This window comes from Mesorhizobium sp. M0030 (genome assembly GCF_040323695.1).
GTDB lineage: Bacteria > Pseudomonadota > Alphaproteobacteria > Rhizobiales > Rhizobiaceae > Mesorhizobium.
Map to the genome: position 1 here is coordinate 41,664 of NZ_JAMYVE010000013.1, position 26,815 is coordinate 68,478.

At 63.3% G+C, this 26,815-nt stretch carries 27 protein-coding genes; 13 read left to right on the forward strand and 14 right to left on the reverse strand.

Going from position 1 to position 26,815, the window contains the following annotated elements:
- Window positions 1–127: 127 nt before the first annotated feature.
- The 6 genes from NKJ80_RS23705 to NKJ80_RS23730 all read right to left on the reverse strand — a co-directional run bounded on the left by NKJ80_RS23705 (window position 128) and on the right by NKJ80_RS23730 (window position 7,116).
- Window positions 128–922, reverse strand: a complete 795-nt coding sequence (locus NKJ80_RS23705; protein WP_023668515.1) for an ATP-binding cassette domain-containing protein — start codon at window positions 920–922, stop codon at window positions 128–130.
- A gap of 4 nt (window positions 923–926) precedes the next feature.
- Complete coding sequence (locus NKJ80_RS23710; RefSeq protein WP_023668514.1) at window positions 927–1,913, reverse strand: ABC transporter permease; 987 nt, start codon at window positions 1,911–1,913, stop codon at window positions 927–929.
- A 109-nt stretch (window positions 1,914–2,022) separates the two neighbouring features.
- A complete protein-coding gene (locus tag NKJ80_RS23715) occupies window positions 2,023–2,955 on the reverse strand; it encodes a substrate-binding domain-containing protein (RefSeq protein ID WP_023687083.1) in 933 nt (310 codons plus the stop codon).
- Window positions 2,956–3,251: 296 nt separating this feature from the next.
- Complete coding sequence (locus tag NKJ80_RS23720; RefSeq protein WP_196813737.1) at window positions 3,252–4,280, reverse strand: ABC transporter permease; 1,029 nt, start codon at window positions 4,278–4,280, stop codon at window positions 3,252–3,254.
- The gene (locus NKJ80_RS23725; protein ID WP_352498405.1) at window positions 4,277–5,821 is read right to left on the reverse strand and encodes a sugar ABC transporter ATP-binding protein; all 1,545 of its coding nucleotides are present in this window, start codon (window positions 5,819–5,821) and stop codon (window positions 4,277–4,279) included. Before NKJ80_RS23725 ends, NKJ80_RS23720 begins: the two co-directional genes overlap by 4 nt.
- A 137-nt stretch (window positions 5,822–5,958) precedes the next feature.
- Window positions 5,959–7,116 carry a fumarylacetoacetate hydrolase family protein gene (locus NKJ80_RS23730; RefSeq protein ID WP_023684401.1) on the reverse strand — a complete coding sequence of 386 codons (1,158 nt, stop codon included), beginning with the start codon at window positions 7,114–7,116 and terminating at the stop codon, window positions 5,959–5,961.
- A gap of 176 nt (window positions 7,117–7,292) precedes the next feature.
- Between NKJ80_RS23730 and NKJ80_RS23735 the strand changes: the two genes are divergently transcribed.
- The 6 genes from NKJ80_RS23735 to NKJ80_RS23760 all read left to right on the forward strand — a co-directional run bounded on the left by NKJ80_RS23735 (window position 7,293) and on the right by NKJ80_RS23760 (window position 13,468).
- Window positions 7,293–8,570, forward strand: coding sequence for an NAD(P)/FAD-dependent oxidoreductase (locus NKJ80_RS23735; protein ID WP_023747935.1), 1,278 nt, complete (start codon window positions 7,293–7,295; stop codon window positions 8,568–8,570).
- A 96-nt stretch (window positions 8,571–8,666) separates the two neighbouring features.
- Window positions 8,667–9,548 carry an ABC transporter permease gene (locus tag NKJ80_RS23740; protein WP_352498406.1) on the forward strand — a complete coding sequence of 294 codons (882 nt, stop codon included), beginning with the start codon at window positions 8,667–8,669 and terminating at the stop codon, window positions 9,546–9,548.
- Window positions 9,545–10,378, forward strand: coding sequence for an ABC transporter permease (locus tag NKJ80_RS23745; RefSeq protein WP_352498407.1), 834 nt, complete (start codon window positions 9,545–9,547; stop codon window positions 10,376–10,378). Before NKJ80_RS23740 ends, NKJ80_RS23745 begins: the two co-directional genes overlap by 4 nt.
- Before the next feature lie 23 nt (window positions 10,379–10,401).
- Window positions 10,402–11,508 (forward strand): ABC transporter substrate-binding protein, encoded by a 1,107-nt coding sequence (locus NKJ80_RS23750; RefSeq protein WP_352498408.1) that lies wholly within the window; start codon window positions 10,402–10,404, stop codon window positions 11,506–11,508.
- 282 nt (window positions 11,509–11,790) lie between these two features.
- Window positions 11,791–12,393 (forward strand): helix-turn-helix domain-containing protein, encoded by a 603-nt coding sequence (locus tag NKJ80_RS23755; protein WP_352498409.1) that lies wholly within the window; start codon window positions 11,791–11,793, stop codon window positions 12,391–12,393.
- Window positions 12,383–13,468, forward strand: a complete 1,086-nt coding sequence (locus tag NKJ80_RS23760) for an ABC transporter ATP-binding protein (RefSeq protein ID WP_023687090.1) — start codon at window positions 12,383–12,385, stop codon at window positions 13,466–13,468. The genes NKJ80_RS23755 and NKJ80_RS23760 overlap by 11 nt, the downstream gene beginning before the upstream one ends.
- A gap of 440 nt (window positions 13,469–13,908) precedes the next feature.
- On the opposite strand, the gene NKJ80_RS23765 is transcribed toward NKJ80_RS23760, so the two are convergent.
- Window positions 13,909–14,613 (reverse strand): SOS response-associated peptidase, encoded by a 705-nt coding sequence (locus tag NKJ80_RS23765; RefSeq protein ID WP_023684394.1) that lies wholly within the window; start codon window positions 14,611–14,613, stop codon window positions 13,909–13,911.
- A gap of 186 nt (window positions 14,614–14,799) precedes the next feature.
- Here NKJ80_RS23765 and NKJ80_RS23770 point away from each other — a divergent pair, with 186 nt between their 5' ends.
- Window positions 14,800–15,153, forward strand: coding sequence for a nuclear transport factor 2 family protein (locus NKJ80_RS23770; protein WP_023684393.1), 354 nt, complete (start codon window positions 14,800–14,802; stop codon window positions 15,151–15,153).
- 89 nt (window positions 15,154–15,242) lie between these two features.
- Here the strand turns inward: NKJ80_RS23770 and NKJ80_RS23775 are convergent, their stop codons facing one another.
- Complete coding sequence (locus tag NKJ80_RS23775) at window positions 15,243–15,722, reverse strand: SRPBCC family protein (protein ID WP_023668501.1); 480 nt, start codon at window positions 15,720–15,722, stop codon at window positions 15,243–15,245.
- Entirely contained in the window at window positions 15,719–16,075 is a 357-nt protein-coding gene (locus tag NKJ80_RS23780; protein ID WP_023684392.1) for an ArsR/SmtB family transcription factor, read from the reverse strand. Before NKJ80_RS23780 ends, NKJ80_RS23775 begins: the two co-directional genes overlap by 4 nt.
- A gap of 165 nt (window positions 16,076–16,240) precedes the next feature.
- On the opposite strand from NKJ80_RS23780, the gene NKJ80_RS23785 reads away from it, so the two are divergent.
- The gene (locus NKJ80_RS23785) at window positions 16,241–16,588 is read left to right on the forward strand and encodes an ArsC family reductase (RefSeq protein ID WP_023687095.1); all 348 of its coding nucleotides are present in this window, start codon (window positions 16,241–16,243) and stop codon (window positions 16,586–16,588) included.
- 138 nt (window positions 16,589–16,726) lie between these two features.
- On the opposite strand, the gene NKJ80_RS23790 is transcribed toward NKJ80_RS23785, so the two are convergent.
- From NKJ80_RS23790 to NKJ80_RS23800, 3 genes are all read right to left on the reverse strand, one after another.
- Window positions 16,727–17,083, reverse strand: a complete 357-nt coding sequence (locus NKJ80_RS23790; protein ID WP_023834820.1) for a DUF488 domain-containing protein — start codon at window positions 17,081–17,083, stop codon at window positions 16,727–16,729.
- A gap of 15 nt (window positions 17,084–17,098) precedes the next feature.
- Window positions 17,099–18,355 carry an aminopeptidase gene (locus NKJ80_RS23795; RefSeq protein ID WP_352498410.1) on the reverse strand — a complete coding sequence of 419 codons (1,257 nt, stop codon included), beginning with the start codon at window positions 18,353–18,355 and terminating at the stop codon, window positions 17,099–17,101.
- A gap of 86 nt (window positions 18,356–18,441) precedes the next feature.
- Entirely contained in the window at window positions 18,442–19,356 is a 915-nt protein-coding gene (locus NKJ80_RS23800; RefSeq protein WP_023828028.1) for a LysR substrate-binding domain-containing protein, read from the reverse strand.
- 106 nt (window positions 19,357–19,462) lie between these two features.
- Between NKJ80_RS23800 and NKJ80_RS23805 the strand changes: the two genes are divergently transcribed.
- The 3 genes from NKJ80_RS23805 (at window position 19,463) to sbmA (ending at window position 22,285) form a co-directional block, all read left to right on the forward strand.
- Window positions 19,463–19,672, forward strand: a complete 210-nt coding sequence (locus NKJ80_RS23805) for a hypothetical protein (protein WP_023732136.1) — start codon at window positions 19,463–19,465, stop codon at window positions 19,670–19,672.
- An 83-nt stretch (window positions 19,673–19,755) separates the two neighbouring features.
- Window positions 19,756–20,913: a YbfB/YjiJ family MFS transporter gene (locus NKJ80_RS23810; RefSeq protein WP_352498411.1), complete on the forward strand. Its 1,158-nt coding sequence runs from the start codon at window positions 19,756–19,758 to the stop codon at window positions 20,911–20,913.
- Between the two features lie 115 nt (window positions 20,914–21,028).
- Window positions 21,029–22,285 (forward strand): peptide antibiotic transporter SbmA, encoded by a 1,257-nt coding sequence (gene sbmA / locus NKJ80_RS23815; RefSeq protein WP_023668493.1) that lies wholly within the window; start codon window positions 21,029–21,031, stop codon window positions 22,283–22,285.
- A 26-nt stretch (window positions 22,286–22,311) separates the two neighbouring features.
- Here the strand turns inward: sbmA and NKJ80_RS23820 are convergent, their stop codons facing one another.
- Window positions 22,312–23,316: a polysaccharide deacetylase family protein gene (locus tag NKJ80_RS23820; protein WP_352498412.1), complete on the reverse strand. Its 1,005-nt coding sequence runs from the start codon at window positions 23,314–23,316 to the stop codon at window positions 22,312–22,314.
- 193 nt (window positions 23,317–23,509) lie between these two features.
- Between NKJ80_RS23820 and NKJ80_RS23825 the strand changes: the two genes are divergently transcribed.
- Window positions 23,510–24,172 (forward strand): tetratricopeptide repeat protein, encoded by a 663-nt coding sequence (locus NKJ80_RS23825; protein WP_023729304.1) that lies wholly within the window; start codon window positions 23,510–23,512, stop codon window positions 24,170–24,172.
- Between the two features lie 76 nt (window positions 24,173–24,248).
- Window positions 24,249–25,679: a ribosome biogenesis GTPase Der gene (gene der / locus NKJ80_RS23830; RefSeq protein WP_023692116.1), complete on the forward strand. Its 1,431-nt coding sequence runs from the start codon at window positions 24,249–24,251 to the stop codon at window positions 25,677–25,679.
- 221 nt (window positions 25,680–25,900) lie between these two features.
- Here the strand turns inward: der and NKJ80_RS23835 are convergent, their stop codons facing one another.
- On the reverse strand, window positions 25,901–26,809 hold the full coding sequence (locus NKJ80_RS23835) for a LysR substrate-binding domain-containing protein (protein WP_352498413.1): 909 nt from the start codon (window positions 26,807–26,809) through the stop codon (window positions 25,901–25,903).
- Window positions 26,810–26,815: the final 6 nt, after the last annotated feature.

Below are 26,815 nucleotides of genomic sequence, written 5' to 3' on the forward strand. Positions count from 1 at the left end.
CATAGAGCATGATCCCGAAAAGTGGGAACCGGTTTTCTCGGACAAACGGGAACCGTTTTGTCAAAAGGTCATGCTCTACAACGAGTTAGAGCGGATGCGTTTCCGTGCCAGACGGCGCGAAGACGGTTCAGCCGTGCGATGGCCCGCCTTCGATGATGGCGTCGCGGATCTCCTTGTCCGACATCCCGGTGATGATGCGTTCGACCTCGGCCACGCTGGTCTTCTTCGGGTCGATGTCGTCGGCCACCACCTTGCCCCGGCGCATGACGACGATGCGGTCAACCACCTGGAAGACATGGTGGATGTTGTGGGCGATGAAGATGCAGGAATGCCCGGAATCGCGCGCGTTGCGCACGAAGCTCAGCACGCCTTGCGTCTCGGCGACGCCGAGATTGTTGGTCGGCTCGTCGAGGATGATCAGGTCGCTGTCGAAGTGCATGGCGCGCGCGATGGCGACGGCCTGCCGCTCGCCGCCGGACAGGGAGCCGATCGGCGTCGTCGGCGGGATGTTCTTGGAGATGCCGACCTGTTTCAACAGGTCGCGCGCGACATTGTTCATCGCCTCCTGGTCCATGCGGTTCAAAAAGCGCGGCGGTTTGATCGGCTCGCGGCCGAGGAACAGGTTGCGTGCGATCGACAGCTGCGTCACCAGTGCCGAATCCTGGTAGATCGTCTCGATGCCGTGCGCGATGGCGTCGCTGGTGCTGCGCAGATTGACCTTCTTGCCGCGGATGAAAATGTCGCCGCTGGTCAGCGGCACCGCCCCCGACAACACCTTGATCAGCGTCGATTTGCCGGCGCCATTGTCGCCGAGCAGGCCGACGATCTCCCTTTCGTTGACATGAAAATTGGCGTCTTCGAGCGCCTGCACGCGCCCGTAGGACTTTTTGATGTTGGACATGCGGATGAGCGGTTCAGCCATGGTTCTAGGTCCCTGCCTGATGCCGGCGTTCCAGCCATGAGTGCAGCGCCATCATGCCGAGGATGATGGCGCCGATGAAGATGTTGTAGGCCAGCCCGGGCACGCCGATCAGCACGATGCCGTTGCGCATGACGCGCAGGATGAGGATGCCGAGCACCGTGCCGATGATGGTGCCGCGCCCACCGGTCAGCGCCGTGCCGCCGATCACCACCATGGCGATGACTTCGAGCTCGTAGCCGGTGCCGCTGTTGGGGTTGGCGGCCGACGTGCGCAGCGACGAGATGACGCCGGCAAGCGAAGCCATCACCGACGACAGCACGAACAGGCCGATCTTGACGCCGCTGACGTTGACGCCGCGCGCCCTTGCGGCGCCTGGATTGCCGCCGGCTGCCTGGATCCAGTTGCCGGTCCGGCTTTGCGTCAGCACGTAGCCCAGTGCGATGGCCGCCGCGATGAACCAGAAGAGCGACATGTAGATGCGGAACGGGCCGATGAAGAAATCACCGACCAGCGCTTCGGCCAGCCAGCTGCCCTCGGCGCTCCACGTCCGCTGCGGAAAGCCGTCGGTGACGAACAGCGCGGTGCCGCGCACCACCAGCAGCATGCCGAGCGTCACCAGGAAGGATGGGATTTTCAGCTGCGTGACGAACCAGCCATTGACCAGGCCGATGAAGGCCGCGATCAGCAGCGCGGCGAGGAAGCCGACCTCCAGCGAGGTCAGGCCGCTGTTGAACAGCGTCCACATCAGCACCGGCGAAAAGCCGAACAGCGAGCCGACCGACAGATCGAATTCACCCGACGTCATCAACAGCGTCATCGCCAGCGCGATCAGCCCGAGCTCGACGGTGAAGGCCAGCGTGTTGGAGATGTTCTGCGGCGACAGGAAATCGTGGTTGATGCTCCAGAACACCGCGATTTCGACGATGAGCAGAACGAAGGGCCCGAATTCCGGCCTCGCGATCAGGCGTTGGATGAGCGAACGGTTTTCCACTGATAACCTGCGACAGGAAGGGGAAGGCTGAGCCCAGCGCGCAACGCGAAGGGCTCGGCGAAAAGACAGTCGCGACCGCGGCTGCGGCCGCGACTGTTGAAGGTCTGGGTTATTTGCCCGACAGGATGTCGTCGTAGACCTGCGCGGTGTCCTTTTCATAGAGCGCGCCGGTGATGACGTTGAAGCCCGGAGGAATGCCTGACGCCGCCATGTTGGCCAGCGACAGCGCGACGTAGCTGGTCGCCTGCGGGTCCTGCCACTGGCCGGCATTGACGTAGCCGGTCAGCACTTCCTGGGTGGTGTCGAGCGAGTTGCCCCAGCCGACGACCGGGATTTCGCCCGGCTTGATGCCGGCCTGGTCGAACACCCGCTTGATCGAGCCGGTGACCAGATCGCCGAGGCCGATGATTGCCTTGACCTTGGCCTTGTTGGCGGTGAGATAGTCGACCATGCGGTTGATGGCTTCGGCCTGGTCGAGGGTCGCTTCGGTGATCTCATAGGTGATCCCCAGCGGTTCGAAGACGCTCTTGATGCCTTCCTCTTCCTGGACGCCGTAGGTGGCGCCGGGGATTTCGACCGGCATCCAGACGAAGTCGCCCTTCTTCACCAGGCCCTTGTCGACCAGATATTGCGCCCAGTGCTTGCCGAAGGTCACGTTGTCGCCGCCGACATAGGCGTCGAAGCTTGCCTTGGGATCGGGCGTGTTGAAGTTGATGATCGGGATCTTGGCCGTGTTGGCTTCCTTGGCGATTTCGATCAGGCTGCCCGGATCGGGGCTGGTGGTGACGATGCCGTCGGCCTTTGCCGAGATCGCGGCGCGCACGGCCTCCTGCTGCGAGGCAACGTCGCCATTGTGGAACGAGGTGTTGACGGTGTTGCCGGTGTCCTTCGCCCATTGCTTGGCGCCGGCCAGGAAGTAGGTCCAGACCGGGTCGGCCGGGCCGCCATGCGAAATCCAGTAGAACGTCTTGGCCTGTGCCGCCGCCGGAACGGCCAGCGCCACAATCAAGCCAAGCACGAGTAATCGTAGCCTCGTCAGCATTTGCTTTCCTCCCATGTTGAAAAACGACCTCCACGTCCGGCGATGATCCGGGCCATGCCCTTGATCCTCTCCTCCTGCCAGCGCCGACCCGGATGCGCAGAGCATCTTCTTTTGCGGCCGATGGCAAGCCTCCATCCGCCCAATGGATGGTGGCGCGATGCAACGCGCCATCATCGATCCCATCAGATCGCATCAGTTAGAGGGCGATTCCAGGAAAAGTGTGAAACGGTTTTCCGTCCGGAATTGCGTCAACCAAGAGATAGAGATATTTCCCGGCAAGCAGGCGGGGCTTAAACTCAGGCGCGCGGATTTTCCTGAAAGCGCTCGGCCTGGCGGTTGCGCAGCACCTTGGCCAGCCGGTCGAGCGCGAGCGCCAGCACCATCACCGCGCCGATCACGAAGGGGCTCCATGCGGCGTCGATGCCGAACAGGGTCACGCCGCTCAAGATGACCTGGACGATCAGCATGCCGATCACCGCACCGAAGACGGTGCCGCGCCCGCCGGAAAGCGAGGTGCCGCCGATGATCGCCGCGGCAATCGCCATCAGCACGAAACCGCCGCCTTGGTCGACGTCGGTAACGGGAGAGCCAAGCCACAGCGCGCCCGCCAGCCCCGAGACGATGCCCATCAGCACCAGCGTCTGCAGCCGCACAGCACCTGTCGGGATGCCGGCATAGAGCGCCGCCTGCGGATTGCTGCCGACGGCCTGGATCCGGTAGCCGAAGCGGCTGCGGTGAAGCACGAGGTGCATCACCACCGCCATTGTGACGAAGACAAAGACAGCCGTCGGCACAAGGCCGAACAGCTTGCCGTGAACGATCTCAAAGAAGTCGCCGCCTGGGCTGGCCGGAGCTGTCGCTTGCATCTTGACGGCCACCGCCGCCAGGCCCCGGAACATTGCAAAGGTGCCCAGCGTAACGACGATGGCCGGCAGTCGCAGCGCCACCACCAGCAGGCCGTTGACGAGGCCGAGCCCGGCGCCGAGCAGCACGCCGGAAAGGGCGGCAAGCCACGGGTCGATGCCGGCGGCCAGAAGGAATGCGGTGAGAAGGGCCGCGAGATGGAATATCCAGCCGACGGAAAGGTCGATCTCGCGGAGTGCGAGCACGAACACCATGCCGATCGCCAGCATGCCGGGATACGCAGCGGTTTCCAGCAACGACAGCACATTGGCCTCGTCGAGGAAATCCGGCCGGGCAAAGCCTGTAATCGCCACAAGGACAACGAGCCCGATGAGCGGCCTGAGTTCGACGGGCAGGTGAAGGCTGCGCTTCGGGTGGGCAGCCGAACCGGCAAGCTGTAGCATGGGATCCAATCGTGTCATGCCATGGCTCCCACGAGTTTCTTTTTCGGCCGCTCCGCCTCCGGCATCTCGCCGGTGGTGGTCAGTTGCAGCACTGTCCTTCGCTTCATCTCGGCGCCGGACAGCTCGCCGGCGACCCGGCCGCGGTGGAAGACAAGGACGCGGTTGCTGAGGTTGGTCAGTTCGGACGGCTCGACCGAACGCAGCAAAACGATACAGCCATTGGCCGCCATCTGCCGGATCAGCGCATAGATCTTGCGCTTGGCAGCCGCCTCGATACCGCCAGCCGGATTGTCTAGGAGCAGCACTTGCGGCGCCGTCTCCAGCCATTTGGCGATTACGATCTTCTGCTGATCGCCGGCCAGCAGCGAATTCACCGGCGCGTCCGGCAGGCCCTTGATGCGCAGCGCATCGATCTGCCTTGCGGCGGCGGCGATCGCGGCCTTGGGCGAGTAGCGGCGAGACCCCCAGTTGCGGGCGCCGGTAGCGATGTTGCCTATGTTGAAGGCCAGCGACCGGTCGGGCATCAGGCCGTTGCACAGGCGGTTGGCCGGCACCAGGCCGATGCCGCGCCGCGCCGCTTCGGTCGGATTTCCAGGCAAGCCGTAGCCGTCGGGGAGCCGCACCCTGCCGCTTTGCGCCTCGCGCAGGCCAAACAGCATCTCGAACAGGTCTTCAACGCCCGACCCCTCAAGCCCGGCCAAGCCGAGGATCTCGCCGGAGCGGGCGGTGAAGCTGACGCCGGAAATCCGGCCGCCGCTCAGACCCTCCACCGTGATCCGCGGCCTTATCGTGCTGGCATTGGCCGGCAGTGCAGGCGGGAACAGGCTGCCGCGCTGCTGGCCGATCATGGCGTCGATCACATCGGCTTCGCTCAACGCCGAGCGCCCACTTGTCAGCACGTCACGGCCGTTGCGCATCACGGTGACCTGGTCTGCGATCGCAAACACATCCTCCAGCCGGTGCGAGACATAGAGCACGCTCGTGCCCTTGGCCTTGAGGTCACTTAGTACGGTGAACAGGTGCTCGGTCTGGCGCCGGTCGAGCGCAGAATTCGGTTCATCGAGGATCAGCAGCCTCGGGCCTTCCAGAATTGCGCGGCCGAGTTCGACATATTGCCGTTCGCCCATGCCGAGTTGGCCCACAGGAGCGTGGACATCGACGTCGAGCTTGAGTTGCCGAAGCAAGGTGCGGCTGCGTGCCTCCATCTCGCGCCTGGAGACGAAGCCATTGCGCAACGGCTCGCGATTGACGAACAGATTGGCCAGCACCGAGCGGTCGGCAAACAGGCCGAGCCCCTGGTGGACGACGCCGAAGCTGTGCTTGCGTGCAGCGATCGGGCTGTCGACGGTGACCATCTGGTCGCCGACGCGGATGGTGCCGCTGTCGGGCCGGAGCACGCCGGCAAGCACCTTCACCAGCGTCGACTTTCCGGCGCCGCTTTCACCGACGACAGCATGGATGGTCCCCTGTCCGACAGACAGGTTCATATCCCTGAGCGCGACAACGCCGCCATAACGCATGGCGAGATTGCGCACCGATATCATCGGCAAACCGAGCATGCGATTCGGCCCCCACAGACCGCGCCCCGATCCTGGAGCGAATTTCCGATACAGTCACCCGGATTCCGCTAACAAACGGCTTACAGGGACCGGATACGAACGTTTATCGGCTATCCGTTCGTCCCGCTGCTCCGAAATCAGATCAGGTCGGCCTTGGCGAGGTCCCGCATGAGATGGCTGGCGCCGTAGGTCCAGTGCGGGCAATCGGGCGACAGAAGCACGCGGTTCACCAGCGCGCCGAATTTCTCCGACGAGATGGTGACGATGTCGCCGATCTTGTGGGTGAATCCCTTGCCCTTCTCGCCGCGATCCTTCGACGGCACGAACATGGTGCCGAGATAAAGCGCCAAGCCGTCGGGATACTGGTGGTGCGGCCCCATGGCGGCCGCGACCAGTTCTTCGGGCGAACGGCTGATCTCGGCCATCGAGCTCGCGCCCTCCAGCGAAAACCCGTCCTCGCCCTCGACCTTCAGCCGCACCGTGGCGCGCTTGACATCGTCGATGGAAAAGCTTGCGTCGAACAACCGGATGAAGGGCCCAAGCGAGGCCGAGGCATTGTTGTCCTTGGCCTTGCCGAGCAGCAGCGCCGAGCGTCCCTCGACGTCGCGCAGATTGACGTCGTTGCCGATGGTCGCGCCGACGATCCTGCCGGTGCTGGCGGCGATCATGGCGATCTCCGGCTCGGGGTTGTTCCAGGTGGAGACAGGATGCAGCCCGACATCGGCGCCGAAGCCGACGGACGCCATCGGCTGGCATTTGGTGAAGATCTCGGCGTCGGGGCCGATGCCGACTTCCAGATATTGCGACCAGGCGCCGCGCTGGATGAGCTTGGCCTTGATCTCCATCGCTTCGGGCGAGCCGGGCTTCAGCTTGGACAGATCGTGGCCGATCAGCCCGGCAATGTCGGCGCGGATGGCGTCGGCCTTTTCCGCCGAGCCGCGCGCCTGCTCCTCGATGACGCGTTCGAGCAGGCTGACCACGAAGGTCACGCCCGACGCCTTCACCGCCTGCAGGTCGACAGGCGAGAGCAGATAGGGTTTTGCCGGATCGCGGGTGGCCTGAAAACTGTTGGCGGCGATCGCGTCGAGCGAGCCGATCGGTTCGCCCTTGGCAGAGCGCACGTGTCCGGCCGGATCGGCCATCTCGCAGATGTCGCGCACTGTGGGTGCGGTGGTCGAGGTGACGTCGAAAACGATGCCGTCGCGCACGGTGACCACCAGCGGATGCGAGGCATCGCTTGCCCTGGCTCGGCCGATGAAGAGCCCGTCGGCGGGAAGCTGCGTTGGGTTCGTCATGGCTTACGGTCCTTCGATGATCGAGATGGCAGCTGGGCCGCTGCACTTTCACCGGATTCACGCCAAAGGTCTATCCCGTGGCGCAGGCAATTGTCGGTTCTGACATGAGGCCCGCTCTTTCAAAAAAATGAAACTGGCACTAGAATTTTCATTTTCCGCATACTCCAGGTGAAGCCTTGCCCGCACCGTTTTCCGTTCCGATCTGGCAGAAGCCGCAGACCGCATCCGCCTTCCAGTTGCTCGTCACTGCGCCGGTCGACGTTGCCATCGTCGGCGGCGGCTTCATGGGCCTGTCGACCGCCTTGCACGCAGCCCGGCTCGGTCTCGGTGTACAGGTGCTGGAGGCTGGCGAGATCGGCCAGGGCGCCTCGGGCCTCAATGGCGGCCAGGTCATTCCCGGCCTGAAATATGATCCCGAATGGCTGCTCGAGCATTTCGGCCCCGAGCGTGGCCAAGCGCTGGTCGATTTCGCCGCCTCGGCGGCGGATACGGTGTTCGATCTCATCCGCGACGAAAAGCTGGCGGTGCCGCTCACCCGCAAGGGCTGGATCCAGGCCGCGCATACCGAAACCGCATTGAAAGCGGCGGCGAACAGGGATGGTCAATGGCGGGCGCGTGGCGCCGATGTCCGGCTTCTGAATGAAAGCGAGATCGCCGATATGACCGGCGCGCAAGGCTATCTCGGCGGCTGGCTCGACCGCCGCGCCGGCATCATCGATCCGCTCGCCTATACAGTGGAACTGGCGCGCATCGCCGCCGCCGCCGGCGCCAGCATTGCCGAGCGGCAGAAGGTGGTGAAACTCCGCAAGGAGGCCGGCCTTTGGCGTGTCTCAACCGAAAGCGGCGCCGAGGTGCGGGCGAAAGCGGTTGTCCTGGCGACGAACGCCTATACCGATGGACTGCTTCCGGGCCTCGCGGAAACGATCGTGCCGCTGCATTCCTTCCAGGTCGCGACCGCGCCGCTGTCATCCAACCTTGCGGCGACGATCCTGCCGGAAGGGCAGGCGGTGTCCGACTCCAGGCGCATTCTCGTCTACTACCGCAAAACAGCCGACGGCCATCTGGTGCTTGGCGGCCGCGGCCGCATGGCGCGGCCGAGGAGCGAGGCCGACTGGGCGCATCTGCAGCACGCGCTGGTGCGGCTCTATCCGGCGCTCTCCGATGTCGTCATCGAGAAGCGCTGGTTCGGCCGCGTGGCGATGACACCGGATCACCTGCCGCACATCCATGAGCCGGAAAAGGGCCTGCTCGCCGTGGTTGGTTGCCAGGGCAGGGGCGTCGGCCTGATGACCGCGCTGGGAAAACGCATGGCGGGCTACCTCGCGGGCGGCGATGTCAATCAATTGCCGTTCCCGCTGTCGCCGGTCCGGCCGATCCCGTTCCACGCCTTCCGCCAGGTCGGCGTCGCCGCGACCATCGCCTGGTACCGGATGCTCGACGCCTTCGAGCGCTGATTGGGTGCCGGTCGCCTAGGCCTCGTGGATTCAGCTTGACAGTTTCACAAATATGAAAAAAGCTAAGCCGATTTCATATTTCCGTTGAGCAGTCCGATGTCGAGCATCGTTGCAACAGAAGCGCCGGCAGGGTCGTCCCGAGGCTTCCGCTTCGCCATGTTGCTGCCGGGCGGGCTGGTCACCTTGTTCCTGATCCTGTTTGCCCTTGGCCTTGTGCTCTTCCTCTCACTTCGCGGCAATGACGGTTCGCTGCTCGGCGCCGGCTTCAGGGCAGGCAACTTCATCACCGTGGTCTCCGATCCGCTCTACTGGACGGTGACGCTGCGCTCGCTGGTGATCGCCGGCCTGGTGACGCTGGCGACCGTCGTCACCGCCTATCCCGTCGCCTACTATCTCGCTTTCTATGCCGGCCGCCGCCGCAGCCTGCTTTTGTTTCTGGTGACCCTGCCGTTCTGGACCAGCTATCTCCTGCGCGTCTTCGCCTGGAAGATCGTGCTCGCCTACAACGGCGTCTTGAACTCGGCGCTGATCGACAGCGGCATCTGGTCGGAGCCGACGCTGGCCTTCCTCAACACGCCGGCGGCGGTGGTCGTCACGCTGGCGCATGCCTATGCGCCCTTCGCCATCCTGCCGATCTATGTGGCGCTGGACACCATCCCGAAATCACTGCTCGAAGCCGCCTCCGATCTCGGCGCCAGACCGTTCACGGCGTTTCGCCGCGTCGTCTTGCCCAATTCGATGCCGGGCGTTCTGGCGGCCGCCCTCGTCGTCTTTGTGCCGACGGTCGGCGACTATGTCACCCCGGCCATGGTCGGCGGTCCCGCCAGCACCATGATCGGCACATTGATCCAGTCGCAGTTCGGCAAGGCCAATGACTGGCCGTTCGGCGCCGCACTCTCGGTCTGTGTGATGCTGGTCATCCTCTGCGTGGTGCTGGTCGCACGCGGCGCCGACCGCAGATTCGGCAGCCGCACATGAGCGCGGCGCGGAGAGATGATGGCCGCGGCTGGCTCGGCGTCTATGTGCTTGCCTATCTCGTCTTCCTCTATCTGCCGGTGCTGTTGATCCCGCTGTTTTCCTTCAACAACTCCATCCAGGCCGCGTTTCCGCTGCAGGGCTTCACGCTCGAATGGTATGCCACGCTCTATGGCAATCCGGCGCTGTCCGGCGCGCTTTTGAACAGTCTCGTCATTGGCGTCGTGGCCGCCGCCGGCGCCACGCTCTGCGGCATCACCGTCTCCTATATGGACCTCTACGGTCGTTCGCCGCTCGCCGCCACCATCAGCGCCATCTCCAGGCTGCCGATCCTGATCCCCGGCGTCATCGTCGGCATATCGTTGCTGATCCTCGTCAATCTCATCGGCCTCGGCCCGTCGCGCATCGCCATCGTTCTCGGCCACATACTGGTGGCGCTGCCGACCACCGTGGTGATCATGCGCAGCCGGTTTGCCGCCATTCCGAAAACCATTCGCGAGGCCGCACTCGATCTCGGCGCCTCCGACTGGACGACCTTCCGGCGGGTGATGTTGCCGCTCTCGCTGCCGGCCATCGTCTCGGCCTTCATGCTGGCCTTTCTGATTTCCTTCGACGAGTTCATCGTCGTCTTCTTCCTCGCCGGCACCGAGCCGACGCTGCCGCTCTACATCTGGAGCCAACTGCGTTTTCCTCGCTCGCTGCCGACCGTGATGGCGCTGGGCACAGCTATCCTTGCTGTGTCCGTCATCATCGCCGGCATCGCCGAAATCCTGCGCCATCGCGGGCTGAGCACAGCCCGTCGGCCGGCGCCCACAGTCCAGCCTGAACCATAACAAAGCAAAAGAGGAGAACCGAAATGGCATTCGACCCGAAATCAAATAATGGGCTGAAATCGATCACTGGCCCGAAATCGATCACTGCAAAGACAGCCCGCACCGGGCTTGCCGCGCTTGCAATCGTCCTGTCGTCGACTGTCGCCTTCGCCGCCGACAAGCTGCAATATTTCACCTGGTCCGGCTATGAACTGCCCGACTTCAACAAGAGCTTCCTGACGGCCCATCCCGATGGCGTCGAGGCCTCGATCTTCGGCGACGACGACGATGCCTTCACCAAGGTCAAGGCCGGCTTCCGCCCCGATATCGCCCATCCCTGCTACGACAAGGTGGCGCGCTGGAACAAGGAAGGCCTGCTGCAGCCGATCGATACCAAGCGCATCAAGAACTGGGATTCGATCTTCCCGGTGTTCAAGAACCTGCCCGACATCCAGGCCGGCGACGGCAAGGTCTGGATGGTGCCGTGGGACTGGGGCAACACCTCGATCCTCTACCGCACCGATCTGGTGAAGAACCCGGAAGCGAGCTGGAACCTTCTGTGGGACAAGCAATATGCCGGCCGCATGGCGACCATCGATGCCGTGCATGACACCCCGATCGTTGCCGCACTTCTGGCCGGCGTAAACCCCTTCGACATGACGCCCGAGCAGATGGACAAGGTGGCGGAAAAGTTGCGCGAGCAGCGTCCCCTGCTCTCCAACTACACCACCGACATGACCTCGGTCGAACAGGCGCTGGCCAGCGGCCAGCTGGTCGCCGCCATGACCTGGAACGCGTCGGCAACCTCGCTGAAGAAGCAGGGCGTGCCGGTCGAGTTCATGAAGCCGAAGGAGGGCATGCTGACCTGGGCCTGCGGCTTCGTGGTGCTCAAGGACGCCAAAAACGTCGACCTCGCCTATGACTTCATCAACAGCCGGCTCGACGCCGACTCGGGTAAGTACCTGATCCAGGCCTACGGCTATGGCAGCTCGCTGAGCACCGCCTTCGCCGGCGTGGCGAAGGACGAACTGGACAAGCTGCAATTGCCGGCGGACCCGGAGGTGATGCTGAAGACCACCATCTTCACCGGCCCGATGAAGCAGAACGACGATGTGGCGAAGATGTTCGAGAAAGTGAAGGCGGGCGGGTGAGGGATCCATCGCCGACGGTTGCGCTGCCCTCACCTGCCTGCCGGCATCCTCTCCCCGTATAGTGACGGGGAGAGGGGGGATATCACCAGCGATTTCGCCAATCGCAAAACGTTGCAGAAAATGGCGCCGAGTTTGCGACCAGCCGCTTTCTCCCCGTCACTATACAGGGAGAAATGTCCGGCAGGACAATGAGGGGCAGCGCCGACGGCAGGTAATTGTGACTAATCTCCTGAAGCCCGCGGGTCTTGCCGCCGCGCCAAAGACTGCAACAAGGACCAACTGATGGACATGCTTGACGAAGCGAAACCAAAGGCCGACGCCGACATCCGCGTCGGCCGGCGCGTGCGGGCGCTGCGGCTGGAGCGCAATTTGTCGCTGGCCGAGCTGGCAGCAAAAGCCGGCGTCTCCATCGGTGCGCTGAGCCAGATCGAGCGCGGCCTGTCTTCGCTGCGCGTCAAGGTGATCTGGCCGCTTGCGGCCGCGCTCGACATCGAGCCTTCGGCGCTGATCACCGACGGCAACGAAGCCGCCAACGATCTCTATTGCGTGCGCGCCGACAAAAGGCGGCAGCTCCCGGTCAAGTCGGAAGGCATCGCCAAGGCGCTGCTGTCGCCGCCGGGCGCGGCGCTGACCGGCCTCTTGGTGACCGTGGAAGCCGATGGCGGCACGGCGGAAGCCTACGCGCATATCGGTCACGAGTTCGGCTATGTCCTGTCGGGCGAGGTCGAACTGGTGGTGGACTCGACAAAATACGTGCTGAAGAGCGGCGACTCCTTTGCCTTCAAGAGCACGCTTCTGCACGCCTTCCGCAATCCCGGCACCGAGCCTTGCCAGATCCTCTGGGTCAACACCACCAAGCCGTCCGAGGTTCGCGATGGCGCCTGATGCGCTGGTACGCCTGGACACGGTCTCGAAGGTTTTCCCCGGCGGCATTGTCGGGCTCGACGCCGTCGATCTCGACATTATCAGCGGCGAGTTCATCACCCTGCTCGGGCCCTCGGGCTGCGGCAAGACCACCAGCCTGCGCGTCATTGCCGGTTTCGAGAGCCCGTCGAGCGGCAAGGTGCTGCTCGATGGTCGCGACATCACCGCGCTCAGGCCGTTCGACCGTCCCGTCAACACCGTGTTCCAGGATTATGCGCTGTTCCCGCATATGAACGTCGCCGAGAATGTCGGCTTCGGCCTGTCGCTGCGCAAACTGTCCGGCGCCGAGCAGGCAAAGCGCGTCCGCGAAGCCCTCGACATGGTCGGCCTCGCCGACAAGCTCGGCGCCCGCGTTTCCGAACTGTCGGGTGGCCAGCGCCAGCGCGTCGCGCTCGCCCGAGCCATAGTCTGCGAGCCGCGCGTTCTGTTGCTCGATGAACCGCTGTCGGCGCTCGATGCGCATCTGCGCGAACAGATGCAGGTCGAACTGAAGCGGCTGCAGTCGCGGCTCGGCACCACCTTCGTCATGGTCACCCACGACCAGACCGAAGCGCTGTCGATCTCCGACCGCATCGTCGTCATGAACAAGGGCCGCATCGAGCAGATCGCGCCGCCGGCTACGCTTTACGACCGGCCGGCGACGAAATTCGTCGCAAGCTTCATCGGCACCATGAACCTCTTGCAATCGCGCTTCATCGGCCGCGACGGCGACCGCCTGCGCTTCGCCGCTGGCGGGCTTTCGCTGGAAGCAACATCTGAAACCGGCGACACACCCGGCGAAGGCACTGAGCGCACCATCGGCGTTCGCCCCGAGGACTTGCTGGCCACCACCGATGCCGCCGCCGGCACCGCGCCGGCGCGCGTCAACTCCATCGTCTTCCACGGCCGCACGCTGCGGCTGCATGCTGAGCTGGGGCAGGGATTGCCGGTGGTGATCGATGCGCCTCGCCAGGCCGAGGGCTTTCAATTCAGCGTCGGCGACGTGGCGCATATTAGCCTGCGCCGTGGTGCCAACTGCCCTATGCTGCCAAGCTGATCCAACCCAAACCCTTCATCGACGGTTGGATTTAACCTGCTGTGAAGATCGCCAAGGTGGAATTAAGTGTGAATTGACTCGCAAAGGAACATATTCCTACTTTGCGGGATGCCCGAACTAAGCACCCGACCGCGCCGAAATGTGCAAACCCTCTGCTTGGCGCATGAAGTCGGGCAGCTAATTCGTGTTCGATGTCGGAACTGCAACATCACTCGACACTATCTGCCTGGCGATCTCGCAAAGCTGTTTGGTGATATCCCCTTTTGGGATGTGGAGCGGCACATGCGGTGCGAGCGCTGCAAAGGTCGTGAGCTCGATGCAGGCATCATTCTGCCAAGCGCTGCTGAACGCCTTAAAATTCGCGTCAGACGTCTTGTCGAAATCCGCATGGTTCGCCGGGTAATCTGGCGAGACGACGATTGAGGAGAGCCGATTTCGGGCTAAAACAGAGACCCTTGGGCCGGGGCCTGTGGTGGGAACTTGATCTGTGTGGCTGGCTTCTCAACGATCACCAACGCGTCGTTGGGCGCCGTCCGCTGCAAACGCCGTGCTTCCGACCATGGCGCCGTCAGCCAAGCCTCGGTTTCCTCCGGCGTGGTGAGGATCACGGGCATAGCCTTCTCATGTATCGGCGCAATGAGAGCATTAGGCTTGGTGGTCATGAAGGCGTATAGCTCGAAGTCGCCGGGACCGTCCTTGACCTTTCGCACGCCCTGCCAAGACGTCCAGAAACCAGCGAAGAAGAACAGCGGCCGGCTCTCGCCACGGGCAAACCAGTAATTTCGCTGGATTCCTGTTTCCGGGTCTTTATCGTTCGCCGCAGGGCTGGGCTCGGCAAAGCTGGTCACCGGCACGACACATCTGTGCTCGACGCCCACATATTGCTGCCAGTGCGAATATTGCGGATTGCGAACGTTGGTGGTGCCGTAGTCGGCCTTACCTTTCATGCGCTCGGGCGGCGTTGGCAACCCCCAAAGCAGTTTCGCCAGTTCACGCTCCCCATCCGTCCTGTTGCGAACGACAAGCCCAGGTTGATTGGGATAGACATCAAGCGAAGGTTCGAGGTTGCCGCTGATATCGCGCAATGTGCGGGTCCATTGGCGGACCGCCTCTTGCGTCGTCGTGATGTTGTAGAGGTTGCACATGCACCCAGCATTGCGGAATTGGCTTTTGTCTGCAACCGAAGTCGCTGTCCGACGCCGCCGCAATCGTCGTCACACAGCCGCGCTATATCATCGTCCTGACACACCTTGTCAGCTGTCGTGCGGGTAAAGGTGGCGGGCCGGCAAGCGCTTCCCTACTTCAAACCAGTCTGAACAGGAGGAACACACATGACCATCGCGGATGTTGCCAAGGATTTCACTGAAATGCTCCAGCAGGGGGATCACCTGGGTGCTGGTGAAAAGTACAATGCCGATGATATCGTCAGCCTCGAAGCCATGGAGGGGCCGATGGCCATCGCCCGTGGCAAGGAGGCTCTCAGGCAAAAGGGCGAATGGTGGCAAGAGAACCACGAAGTCCATGGCGGCTCTGTCGAAGGCCCCTATGTCAACGGCGACCAGTTCGCGGTGCGCTTCAAGTTCGACATAACGCCCAAGGCGACCGGCGAACGGGTCACCATGGACGAGGTTGGCCTGTACACGGTCAAGAACGGCAAGATCACCGAAGAGCGCTTCTACTACTGAGCCCGGGTGCCGTAGGGTTCCGGCGCACTTCGCTGCACGACCCAAAAACCAGGCGGCCGGGACAAAGTCCTGGCCGCAGTGGGAAAAGCTCAAATGGTCTTCACATACTGCGCCAACTGATCGGCCACCGTGCCCCAGCCGTCGAAGAACCCCATCTCTTCATGATTGTTGCGGGTAGCCTCGTCGCGATGGATGGCCGTTGCCGTGTAGCGCGTGCCCTTGTCATCCGACTGAAGCGAAATGACTGCGGTGATGAAGGGCTCGCCGGAGGGCCGATAGCCCGGCAGCAGCGCATCGGTCCACACCAGCCGCTCGTTCGGCACGATCTCGAGATAGCAGCAATGGCGGTCGTTGACCTCCTTGCCGTCGGGCGATTGCATGCGCGTCCGGAACAGTCCGCCCGGACGAAGGTCGATCTCGCAATCGGTGATCAGCCAGGGCTTGGGCGTGAACCATTGCTTGACATGCTCCGGCACCGTCATCGCGCTCCACAAGAGTTCGCGCGGCGCGTCGAGCTTCCGCTCCAGCACAAGGTCCAGTCTGGGGTCGGGCTTGAAGGGATAGCTCACTTTTCTTGCTCCTTGAGGCTCATCACATAGGCGTCGAATTGATTGAGTCGGCGCTCCCACAGCGTGCGCTGTTCGGCCAGCCAGTTTTCGGCGAGCTGCAGCGGTTCGGGCGCCAGCTGATAGGTCCTGGTGCGGCCGATTTTTTCCGATCGCACCAGACCGCAGCCTTCCAGCACTTTCAGATGCTCGATGAAGGAAGGCAGCGCCATCTCGAAAGGCTGCGCCAACTCGCTGACCGAGGCCGGACTGCGGTTCAACCGCTCGACCACGCGCCGCCGCGTCGGGTCAGCCAGCGCGCGGAAGATGCCGTCGATCGGCGGGAGACTTGTAGTTGGGGCGTGGAGGCTTGGCATGGGCGATCCTGAGGTCCGTCGACGGGTATAGAAAGATACTTAGGAAAATTCCTTAGTATTGGCAAGCCCTAAAAATGGGCTGATGTGACCGGGGTGCTGGCAAAGCGGGAAGGACGGTTTTAGGCTGTCCGGCGGATTCGACCACCAGCCCAAGGGAAGTGCGTTTTGACGATCACCATGTACGGCATCACCACCTGCGACACGATCAGGAAGGCGCGCACCTGGCTGGAGGGCCACGATGTGCCTTACCGTTTTCACGACTACCGGGCCGAGGGGATAGAGGTGGGCAGACTGGATGGATGGATCGGCAAGGTTGGCTGGGAAAAGCTGCTCAACAAGGGCAGCACGACCTTCCGCGAACTGCCCGACAAGCACAAGCAAGGGCTCGACGAGAAGAAGGCCAGGAAGCTGATGCTGGCCAACCCGACGATGATCAAGCGCCCGGTGCTCGAGGTCGGGGATGAGATTTTGGTGGGGTTCAAGCCGGAGGCTTATGAAGGGGTGGTGAAGTAGCGTAGCCCTGCCTCGTCAGCCTATGGCGTAGCAAGGAGCGAAGCGACGCAGCGCAGACACGAGGATGACGAACGCGTGGAGGGCGATCGCTAATTGTGAAGGCTTTCGCTTGCGGCGTATGCAGCGGTTCGCTGTCTCTCAACCCGTCCCGCGCAAATACCCCGCCAACGCCACCGCATTGTTATGCGCCTCGTCATGCGCGCCATAAAGCAGCGTCACCTTGGCCTTGCCGAGCAAGCCACGCAGTTTCGCCACCGCTTCTCTATTCCCATCCAGCTCGACCGAATACCGCACCTGAAACTCCGCCCATCGCGCCGGCTCATGTCCGAACCACCTCCGCAATTCATCGCTCGGCGCGATCTCCTTCAGCCACAGCGTCAGCGCGGCATCCTCCTTGCTGATGCCGCGCGGCCAGATGCGATCGACCAGCACCCGCTGCCCGTCATCGGGCGCGGGTGCTTCGTAAATTCGCTTGACCGTCAGGTCGAAACCCATCCGCCCTCCGCGAGCTTACGCCCACTCGCCCTTGCGCATCACCGGCACCTTGCGGCCATCCTTGTGCACGCCGTCTATGTCGATCTTGTCCGAGCCGATCATCCAGTCGATGTGGATAAAACTCTTGTTGCCGCCGCGCTGGGCGATTTCGTCCTGGCTGAGCGAGGCGCCGTCGACGAAGCATTTTGAATAGCACTGCCCGAGCGCGATGTGGCAGGCGGCGTTCTCGTCGAACAGCGTGTTGAAGAACAGCAGGCCGCTGGCCGAGATCGGCGAGGAATGCGGCACCAGCGCCACCTCGCCGAGCCGGCGCGAACCCTCGTCGGTGTCGAGCACTTTCTTCAGCACGTCCTCGCCCTTCGAAGCCTTGGCCTCGACGATCCTACCCTCTTCGAAACGCACCGAGATATCATCGATCAGCGTGCCCTGGTAGGACAGCGGCTTGGTCGAGGAGACATGGCCGGAGACGCGCCGTGCATGCGGCGTGGTGAAGACCTCCTCGGTCGGGATGTTCGGATTGCAGGTGACGCCGTTCTTGGCGGTCGAGGCGCCGCCCATCCATTCATGGCCATCGGCCAGCCCGACGGTGAGGTCGGTGCCCGGGCCGCTGAAATGCAGATCATGGAAATTGTGCTCGTTCAGCCACTTTGTGCGGCCGCGCAGCGCTGCATTGTGCGCCGTCCAGTTTGCGATCGGGTCTTCCACATCGACCCGTGATGCCGAAAAGATCGCATCGGCGAGCTTCACCACGGCGACATCGTCGGCATCGCCGGGGAAGACCTGTTTTGCCCAGGCGAGATCCGGGTAGGCGACGATGTTCCAGTTGATGTCGAAGCCGGTGATCTTTTCCAGCGCCGGCTGGTAGGCCATCGAGTTCGCCTTGTTGGCGCGCGCCACTTTCGCCGGGTCCTGCGCCGACAACAGCGACGGGTCCTCGCCGCGCACGGCAAGCCGCGCCGCATTGTTGGAAAAGGCCTTCGCCATGCCTTCATACATCCAGCCGGCGGCGCGGTCGAAGCCGGCATCCGCCCCGTAGCGGAAGCGCGCCAGCGTGATCTCGTCATCGTTGAAGATCGGCGTTACCAGCCCGGCGCCGGCCTTGTAGGCGTGCTCGACGATGCGCCTGGTCAGCGGCAGGGCTGCGATCGACGAGGTCAGCACCAGATCCTGCCCCGGCTGCAATTGCAGCCCGACCTTGATGGCGACTTCCGCCAGCCTGTCGAGCTTCACCGGGTCGATCGTTGCGGAAACGCCGCGCGAATGTGTGGTCATGATCCTGCCTGTCTTGGTCTTGGGGGTGAAGCTTCCAACATAGGTCGGCGCAGCTGTGCTTTCCAGCACTGTCGCGACGGACAGCCCTAGGCAGCGCTTTCCAGCGCGCTGAACTGCGCCACGGTCGCCGCGATTTCCTCGCGGATCCAGATCTTGAAATCGCGCACCTTGCGGCTTTCGGTCTTGGTCGCCGAGGTCACCAGCCAGTAGCCGAGGCCGCTCTGCGCCCGCACGCCGAAAGGCGCGACGAGGCGGCCGTCGGCCAGCGCATCGGCGGCCAGCAATTGCCAGCCGAGCATGACGCCATGGCCGGCGATCGCCGATTCCAGGCACAGCATCGGGTCGGTGAAACGCGCACCCTTGCGGAAGGTGACTGGTTCGACGTCAGCGGCTTTGAACCAGCTCTCCCAATTGATCATCGCCCGCTCGTCGGTGATGGCGCAGGTCTGTGCGAGGTCTTCGATCGACGTCAGCTTTTTGGCGATCACCGGCGCACAGACCGGAAAGACCTCCTGCGCCAACAAAAGTTCCGCCCGGCCGCCCGGCCATTTGCCGTCGCCGAGCCGGATGGCGATGTCGATGTCGGAACGCTCGAGATCGGCGAGCCGCACCGAGGCGTCGATGCGCAGCAGCACGTTGGGATGGCGGTCGAAATGCCGCGACAATCGCGGCAGCAGCCATTTCGAGGCGAAGGCCGGCGCCACCGAAACCACCAGCGTGCACTGGCTTGCCTCGTCGGCCAGCGCCACCGCCTGCGCCAGCTCGCGAAAACCGGCGCCCAGCCGGGCGGAAAAAACCGTGCCGAACTCGGTCAGCACCAGCCCGCTCGCCGTTCGTTCGAACAGCGCCTGTCCAAGCTGCTTTTCGGTGCGGTTGATCTGCTGGCTGACGGCGCTGACGGAGACGTTGAGCTCGCCGGCAGCGGCCGCCAGCGAGCCGAGGCGGGCGACGGTTTCGACGGCGCGCAGGCCGTTGAGATGGACGCGGTTCAGCATAGCCATTCCAGTTTTTCTAAACCGGCGCGGCCGAAATCTCAATTGAAAGACGGCGGAATAGAGCAAATTTTAGCGGGACAGTCAGACCGGCGAGTGGGCCGAGGAGGCAAGGATGGTGACGATCTTATCATTGCTCAAGATCTTTGCGGCTGTTGGCGCGCGGCAAGGCCCGCGCCATGCCGGCGACGCCGTCAATTGGGTGATCGATCCCCTGTCGCATCCGGTGTTCGACACCATGTCTGAGCGCGAGCTTGGCGACATGCCGTTCCGGCTGACGGCGCGCCGCACCGCCTACGAGACCGGCGCAATCGGCTGTGGTTGAGATTCTTAGACATTAGTCGCGAGCCTACTGGCCCAACACAAAGCGGATTGTTTCGGCGGCCGCCAAATCTATTGTGCGCTGCAATGAACGCTGCGCCATCACCCTTGCGTCTAGCCGTAGCCGGCATGATCGCCATGGCCGTTGCCATGGGCATTGGCCGCTTCGTCTACACCCCGATCCTGCCCGGCATGATGGAGGAACTGCATCTGTCGCCGGCCGATGCCGGCTGGATCGCTTCGGCCAACTATCTCGGCTACCTCGCCGGCGCGCTTGCGGCGGCCGGCGGCTGGGCGCATGGGCGCGAGCGGCTGCTGATGTTTGGCGGCCTTGCCGCAAGTGCTGCGCTCGCCGGCCTGATGGGGCTGAGCGAGACGATGACCGCCTTTGTCGTCATCCGCTTCCTTGCCGGCCTGGCCAGTGCCTTCGTCATGGTGTTCATGGCCTCGATCGTCTTTGGTCATTTGGCAGCCGCCAACAGAAGCGACCTGCAGGCGCTGCATTTCGGCGGCGTCGGTCTCGGCATCGCGGCATCCTCGGCGCTGATGGCGGTTCTGGTCACCGAACATGCCGGCTGGGCGTCGGGCTGGCTGTGGTCGGCGGCGATTTCCGCCGGCGGCCTTGCGCTTGTCGCCTGGCTTGCCGGCGGCACCGCGCCCGCTACCGGCCTGGCCGGGCGCGAACCGGCGCTGCCCAAGGACCGGTCGCTGATAAAAGTTATCGTTGCCTACGGCCTGTTCGGCTTCGGCTACGTGGTGACGGCGACGTTCCTCGTTGCCATCGTGCGCCAGGGCGGCGACGGCCGCGTCTTCGAGGCGACCGTCTGGATGGTCACCGGCCTTGCCGGCTTCCCCTCGGTGTGGCTGTGGCAGAAGGTAGCGGCACGGATCGAGCTTTATGCCGCCTATGCCTTGGGCTGCCTGGTCGAAGTGGTCGGCGTCACCGCCAGCGTCGCCATGGGCGGCGCCGCCGGCCCGTTGCTCGCGGGCGTCCTGCTCGGCGGCACCTTCATCGCCGTTACAGCACTCGGCCTGCAGACCGCCAGGCAGCTCGTGCCGCAGGCGCCGCGCCGGATCTTCGCCATGATGACCGCCGCCTTCGGCATCGGCCAGATCGTCGGCCCTGTCGTCGCCGGCCTGCTGGCGCAAGCCTCGGGCAACTTCTTCCTCGCCTCGATCGTCGCTGCTGGCGTATTGGTGGTATCTGCTGGGATCACCTGGTCGGCCGCGCCAAAATCGCCATGATTGTGGTCTTGCTCGATGCCGGGCATCGGGCACGGGCATTTGCTTTCCACCTAATGTGTGACTTTATGCCCGCTGAACCCCGCTGATTTGCGCACCGACCGAGGATTTCACCACAGTGTTCGTATCCTTCTTCCCGCAGCCGAAGCTGTTTTTCACCTCGGCCGCCGTCTGGAGCCTTTTGCTCATCATAATTTGGTTTTTCGGCGGCCAAGAGCTGGGTACCCTGATTGGGCTTGCTCCGGTGGCAGCCGACACGCCCGTTGGCGTTGAAGTCTTTTGGTCTGACCCGTTCGTCTGGTTCTACCTATACTACGGCACGGGCGTAGCGCTTTTCGCTGGCTTTTGGAGGTGGTATTCACCCCATCCTTGGCAGAACTGGTCGATCCTTGGGTCCGCGCTCATTCTCTTCGTGATCTATTTCCAGGTTCAAGTGGATGTAGCCTTTAACGCTTGGTACGGACCGTTCTACGATCTCATACAGCGGGCGCTCGGCAAGGCGTATTCGACAACGCCGTGGGATTTCTACAGCCAACTGCTGACCATCTCCTGGGTCGCTGGATTGGCCGTTGCCGTGGGTGTCCTTAACCTATTTTTTGTGAGCCATTGGATCTTCCGCTGGCGCACGGCGATGAATGAATACTACATGTTCTATTGGGACAGGCTTCGCACTATCGAAGGAGCGTCGCAGCGTGTCCAGGACGACACCATGCGCTTTTCCACGACGATGGAAGCACTCGGTGTGAATTTGGTCCGCTCGGTAATGACGCTGATCGCATTCTTGCCCGTTCTCCTCGTTCTGTCGAAAAATGTAACTGAATTGCCAATCGTCGGAGAGGTCCCTTACTCCCTAGTGGTGGTAGCGATTGTTTGGTCGATTTTTGGGACTACTTTCTTGGCGCTCGTCGGCATCAAGTTGCCAGGCCTCGAATTCCGTAACCAGCGCGTCGAGGCTGCCTATCGAAAAGAACTTGTTTATGGTGAAGATGATCCGAATCGTGCTCGGCCGCCCACTGTCGCCGAACTATTTAACAATGTTCGGCGAAATTACTTTAGGCTTTACTTTCACTACATGTATTTCAATGTGGCTCGCATATTTTATCTTCAGATAGATAATATATTCCCTTATATAGTATTGGTCCCAACGATGGTGGCCGCCAAAATCAGTTTGGGTCTATTGAACCGAATTCTCGATGCCTTCGGGCAAGTGCGCTCCTCGTTCCAATATCTCGTCAATGCGTGGACAACGATTGTCGAGCTTCTGTCCATTTACAAGCGCCTGCGTGCCTTCGAGGCAATTATCCACGGCGAGCCGCTTCCCGATATCGATCGTCGTTTCCTCGCGCGCCAGGCAAAGGAACCCGACCCGGCTTGATCCTATCTGCATAGACGGTTGGCGGTTCAGCCGCCCACCGCCGCCTGCCTCTCGCTACCACGTTGCCGCTGCACATAATCGCGAAAACTGATGCATTCGACGTCGGCTTTCACGCACGTCTCGTCGGCAAAGCGCTCAAGCGCATTCCAATAGGCGCCGTCATTCATCAGCGTGAAATGGAAGCTCAGCACCAGCGGGATGCGCTTGCCCTGATATTGCCTGTCGAAGGCGGCGCGGAACGCCTGATAGGTCCGATCGCTGAACTCGGCTGCCTGGCTCGGCCGCTCGAAACCGCCGGAATGCCTGACATAGAGATTGTAGTCCATGGCGATCACCGGCCTTGAACTCGGGCCTTCCGGGATCTGTGGCAGCGAAAAGCGGGTCAAGCCGCCGCCGGTCGGCGGCTCGACCGGGCCGTTCGAGACGCCGCTGGCGTCATAGTGGTAGTCGGCTTCAGCCAGGGCCTCGTAGAGCCCTTTGCCGGTCGAGAGGTAGGGTGCGCGAAAGCCGACAACGGCATGGGCGATAGCGCGCCAGCCTGCCGGCTCGGGCGCTATGCCGTTGATCGCATAGGCGTTCTCCAGAATGCGCCCGAACGAGGCGAATTCCTTCAGCCAGTCGGCCTTGCTCCAGTCCTTGCCGTCGAAATGGCCGCAGCCATGGCTGGCGATGTCGTGGCCCTCCGCAGCGGCAAGCCCGATCTGGTCGAGTCGGTCCGCGACTTCCTGCTTCGAGACGGCAAAGCCGATGTTGGATTTGCCCGCGGACCTGGCCGGCGCGGTGTATTCGGCGCGTGTCTGCTGCGACAACAGGAACACGCAGGATAGGAAGTAGGTAAAATGCGCGCCGGTGCGCTTGGCTAGCGCCCGGCTGCGCTGCCATTGCGATATCTCACGGGCGCTGTCGAACGAGATGACGACGATCTGCTTCGGCTTTGCCGGGGATGGCGCCGCCGGCGGGTCGGCGTAAGCAACGCCCGCCGTGGCAAGCACAGCGGTGGAAAACGCGACAACGCGGGACAAACGTGGCATCGGCAATCTGGGCTTGATCTGAAGGCAGTCCAAGCCGGCTATCGGCAAAATGTGGCGTGGGTGCGATCAACGTCGGCAGCTATGCGCCCGGCGATTAGCCGATTTTCCTGCCGAGCCCCTTCCATGCCCGCGAAATTTCGCTAAAACGCGGGCTCAAGAAGCGCCCCTGTTAGGGCAGCAATGGTTTTGATTGATGTCCGACGACAGTTTTATCCGCGAAGTCAACGACGAGATCCGTCGCGAGCAGGCGCAGGCGCTATGGGACCGCTTTGGTCCGGCGATCCTTGGCCTCGCCATCCTGGTGGTTCTCGGCACCGCCGCCTTCGTCGGCTACCGCTATTGGGACGAGACCCGCGCCAACCGCTCCGGCGATGCCTTCTCGCAGGCGCTGAAGCTCGCCAATGACGGCAAGAGCGACGAGGCGCTGACCGCCCTCGAACAGCTGGAAAAGGACGGCTACGGCGCCTATCCGCTGCTCGCCCGCATGCGCGCGGCAACCGTCAAGGCCGACAAGGGCGACTTTGCCGCCGCCGTCGCCGATTTCGATGGCGTCGCCGCCGACAACGCCATTCCCCAAGGTATTCGCGACATGGCGCGCCTGCGGGCCGCCCTGCTGCTCGTCGATCACGGCTCCTTCGCCGACGTCTCCAGCCGCGTCGAGGCGCTGACCGCCGACAACAACACGCTGCGCCACACGGCGCGCGAAGCGCTCGGCCTTGCCGCCTGGAAGGAAGGCAAGACCCAGGATGCGCTGAAACTGTTCGACCAGATCGCCGCCGATGACGGCGCCCCGCGCAACGCGCGCCAGCGGGCGACGCTGATGTCGGAATTGATCCGCGGCTCGGGCGCGTCATGATACGCATCGCCCAAAGCCTGCCCTCGGGCCTGACCCAAGGGCGCGCTGCGGTTTGGGCGATGATATGGATAGCCGGATGAGCTTCAAAGTCGCCATTATCGGCCGGCCCAATGTCGGCAAATCGACGCTATTCAACCGATTGGTGGGACGGAAGCTGGCGCTTGTCGACGACACGCCGGGCGTCACCCGCGACCGTCGCGTCCACGCGGCCAAACTCTACGATCTGCATTTCGATGTCATCGACACCGCCGGTTTCGAAGACGCCGCCGCCTCGACGTTGCCCGGCCGCATGCGCGCGCAGACCGAGATCGCGATCCGCGAAGCCGACCTGATCTTCTTCACCATCGACGCCAAGTCCGGGCTTTTGCCCGACGACCGCACCTTTGCCGAGATCGTGCGCAAGTCCGGCAAGCCGGTCGTGCTGGTCGCCAACAAGGCCGAGGCCAAGGGCGCCCAGGGCGGCATGCTGGAGGCTTGGGAACTCGGCCTCGGCGAGCCGATCCCGGTCTCGGCCGAGCACGGCCAGGGCATGCCCGATCTGCGCGACGCGGTGATCGAGGCGCTGGGCAAAGACCGCGCCTTCGGCGAGGAAGAAGACGAGGCCGAGGACGTCGCCGCCAGCGAGGTGCTGATCGGCGAGGACATCACCGATCCCGACGCCGAACCCGCCTATGACGACACCAAGCCGATGCGCATTGCCGTCGTCGGCCGGCCCAACGCCGGCAAGTCGACGCTGATCAACGCGCTGATCGGCGAAGAGCGGCTGTTGACCGGCCCGGAAGCCGGCATCACCCGCGATTCCATCTCCGTCGACTGGGACTGGCATGGCCGCCGGCTGAAACTGTTCGACACTGCCGGCATGCGCCGCAAGGCCAGGATCCATGAAAAGCTGGAAGTGATGTCGGTGCAGGACGGCTTGCGCGCCATCCGCTTTGCCGAGATCGTCATCATCGTGCTCGACGCCACCATCCCGTTCGAGAAGCAGGACCTGCAGATCGCCGACCTGATCATCCGCGAGGGCAGGGCGCCGGTCATCGCCTTCAACAAATGGGACCTGATCGACAATCCGCAGGAACTGCTGGCCGAACTGCGCGAAAAGACCACACGGCTTTTGCCGCAGGTGCGCGGCATCCAGGCGGTGACGGTTTCGGCCGAGACCGGGCGCAGCCTCGACAAGCTGATGGATGCCGTCATCAAGACGCACAAGGTGTGGAACAGCCGCGTTTCCACCGGCAAGCTCAACCGTTGGCTGGAAAGCATTCTGGCGCATCACCCGCCGCCCGCCGTCGCCGGCCGCCGGCTCAAGGTCAAATATGTCACCCAGGCCAAGACCCGGCCGCCGGGTTTCGTCGTCCAATGCTCGCGGCCCGACGCGATGCCGCAATCCTATGTCCGCTACCTCTCCAACAGCCTGCGCGAAGCCTTCGACATGCCCGGCGTGCCGATCAGGATAGCGCTGCGGACTTCGGACAACCCGTTCGCGGGGAGAGCGAACAAGCGCAAGTGAGCGCAAATAAGCTTCAGGCTGGCGGGACAGCACCCCCCTCTGCCCTGCCGGGCATCTCCCCCGCAAGGGGGGAGATCAGTCGTTTCGTCTTTGGAGCCTCTCTTGCAACGTTGAAAATTGGCGAAAGCATTCGCGAGATCCAATCTCCCCCCTTGCGGGGGAGATGTCCGGCAGGACAGAGGGGGGTGTGACGGAACGCTACGCTGGACAGCCGCTTCCGTCTAAGCGACCTCTCTCAACCGCTCGTCCTGCGGCAGCGCCGCCACCGCCGCGTGCCACAATATATCCGCCAGCCGCGCCGCCACCGGGTCCAGTTCGGCGTCTTTCTGGTGCAGCACCAGCGCCATGGTCGGCAGCGCGGGTAAGCCCAGCGTTTGCGGCGCCATCGCCCTGACATTGGCCGGCAGGCCGATATCCGTGCGGATCGTCAGGCCGAGGCCGGCGGCGACCGCCGCCCAGATGCCGCCAAGGCTGGGGCTGGAGAAGGCCATCCGCCACGGCAGGCCGGCGCGGTCGAGCGTTTCCGTCGTCACCGTGCGCAGCAGGCATGGCGCTTCCAGCGCCACCAGCGGCAGTGCCTCGCCCTCGCGCAGCCTGGTCTCGATCAGCTTTGCCGGCCCGATCCAGCGCAACTGCGCGTCGCCGACATGCCGGCTGTAAGGCAGCGCCTGGCCGCTGTCCCAGGCCAGCGCAATGTCGAGATTGCCTGATGTGATCCGCTCGGCGAGTTCATAGCTGCGCCCGATCCGCGCCTCGATCTTGACCTTGGGGTGCGCGCGGGCGAAGCGTCCGAGCACCTCCGGCAGCACCGCCTCGCCGAAATCCTCCTGCAGGCCGAGCCTGACCCAGCCTTTCAACTCGACATCGTGGATGGCCGAGGCCGCCTCGTCGTTCAACTCGAGCAGCCGCCTGGCATAGCCGAGCATGGTTTCGCCGGCTTCCGTCAACGCCAGTCCGCGGCCCGACTTGCGGAAGATCGGCGTCGCCGCCTGGTCCTCCAGCTTCTTCAGTTGCGCGCTCACCGCCGAGGTCGAGCGTCCAAGCCGGTCGGCGGCCTTGGCGAAGCTGCCGAGTTCCATGCCGGTGACGAAGCTTCGGAGGACATCGAGGTCGAAGGTTACGCGGCGCATCATAAC

Excerpts from the sequence above, each read along its gene's own strand:
- NKJ80_RS23705 (WP_023668515.1), bottom strand. The coding sequence starts at position 922 with ATGGCTGAACCGCTCATCCGCATGTCCAACATCAAAAAGTCCTACGGG.
- NKJ80_RS23715 (WP_023687083.1), bottom strand. The coding sequence starts at position 2,955 with ATGCTGACGAGGCTACGATTACTCGTGCTTGGCTTGATTGTGGCGCTG.
- NKJ80_RS23720 (WP_196813737.1), bottom strand. The coding sequence starts at position 4,280 with ATGACACGATTGGATCCCATGCTACAGCTTGCCGGTTCGGCTGCCCAC.
- NKJ80_RS23725 (WP_352498405.1), bottom strand. The coding sequence starts at position 5,821 with ATGCTCGGTTTGCCGATGATATCGGTGCGCAATCTCGCCATGCGTTAT.
- NKJ80_RS23730 (WP_023684401.1), bottom strand. The coding sequence starts at position 7,116 with ATGACGAACCCAACGCAGCTTCCCGCCGACGGGCTCTTCATCGGCCGA.
- NKJ80_RS23740 (WP_352498406.1), top strand. The coding sequence starts at position 8,667 with ATGTCGAGCATCGTTGCAACAGAAGCGCCGGCAGGGTCGTCCCGAGGC.
- NKJ80_RS23745 (WP_352498407.1), top strand. The coding sequence starts at position 9,545 with ATGAGCGCGGCGCGGAGAGATGATGGCCGCGGCTGGCTCGGCGTCTAT.
- NKJ80_RS23750 (WP_352498408.1), top strand. The coding sequence starts at position 10,402 with ATGGCATTCGACCCGAAATCAAATAATGGGCTGAAATCGATCACTGGC.
- NKJ80_RS23755 (WP_352498409.1), top strand. The coding sequence starts at position 11,791 with ATGGACATGCTTGACGAAGCGAAACCAAAGGCCGACGCCGACATCCGC.
- NKJ80_RS23760 (WP_023687090.1), top strand. The coding sequence starts at position 12,383 with ATGGCGCCTGATGCGCTGGTACGCCTGGACACGGTCTCGAAGGTTTTC.
- NKJ80_RS23765 (WP_023684394.1), bottom strand. The coding sequence starts at position 14,613 with ATGTGCAACCTCTACAACATCACGACGACGCAAGAGGCGGTCCGCCAA.
- NKJ80_RS23770 (WP_023684393.1), top strand. The coding sequence starts at position 14,800 with ATGACCATCGCGGATGTTGCCAAGGATTTCACTGAAATGCTCCAGCAG.
- NKJ80_RS23780 (WP_023684392.1), bottom strand. The coding sequence starts at position 16,075 with ATGCCAAGCCTCCACGCCCCAACTACAAGTCTCCCGCCGATCGACGGC.
- NKJ80_RS23790 (WP_023834820.1), bottom strand. The coding sequence starts at position 17,083 with ATGGGTTTCGACCTGACGGTCAAGCGAATTTACGAAGCACCCGCGCCC.
- NKJ80_RS23795 (WP_352498410.1), bottom strand. The coding sequence starts at position 18,355 with ATGACCACACATTCGCGCGGCGTTTCCGCAACGATCGACCCGGTGAAG.
- NKJ80_RS23800 (WP_023828028.1), bottom strand. The coding sequence starts at position 19,356 with ATGGCTATGCTGAACCGCGTCCATCTCAACGGCCTGCGCGCCGTCGAA.
- NKJ80_RS23805 (WP_023732136.1), top strand. The coding sequence starts at position 19,463 with ATGGTGACGATCTTATCATTGCTCAAGATCTTTGCGGCTGTTGGCGCG.
- NKJ80_RS23810 (WP_352498411.1), top strand. The coding sequence starts at position 19,756 with ATGAACGCTGCGCCATCACCCTTGCGTCTAGCCGTAGCCGGCATGATC.
- NKJ80_RS23820 (WP_352498412.1), bottom strand. The coding sequence starts at position 23,316 with ATGCCACGTTTGTCCCGCGTTGTCGCGTTTTCCACCGCTGTGCTTGCC.
- NKJ80_RS23825 (WP_023729304.1), top strand. The coding sequence starts at position 23,510 with ATGTCCGACGACAGTTTTATCCGCGAAGTCAACGACGAGATCCGTCGC.
- der (WP_023692116.1), top strand. The coding sequence starts at position 24,249 with ATGAGCTTCAAAGTCGCCATTATCGGCCGGCCCAATGTCGGCAAATCG.
- NKJ80_RS23835 (WP_352498413.1), bottom strand. The coding sequence starts at position 26,809 with ATGCGCCGCGTAACCTTCGACCTCGATGTCCTCCGAAGCTTCGTCACC.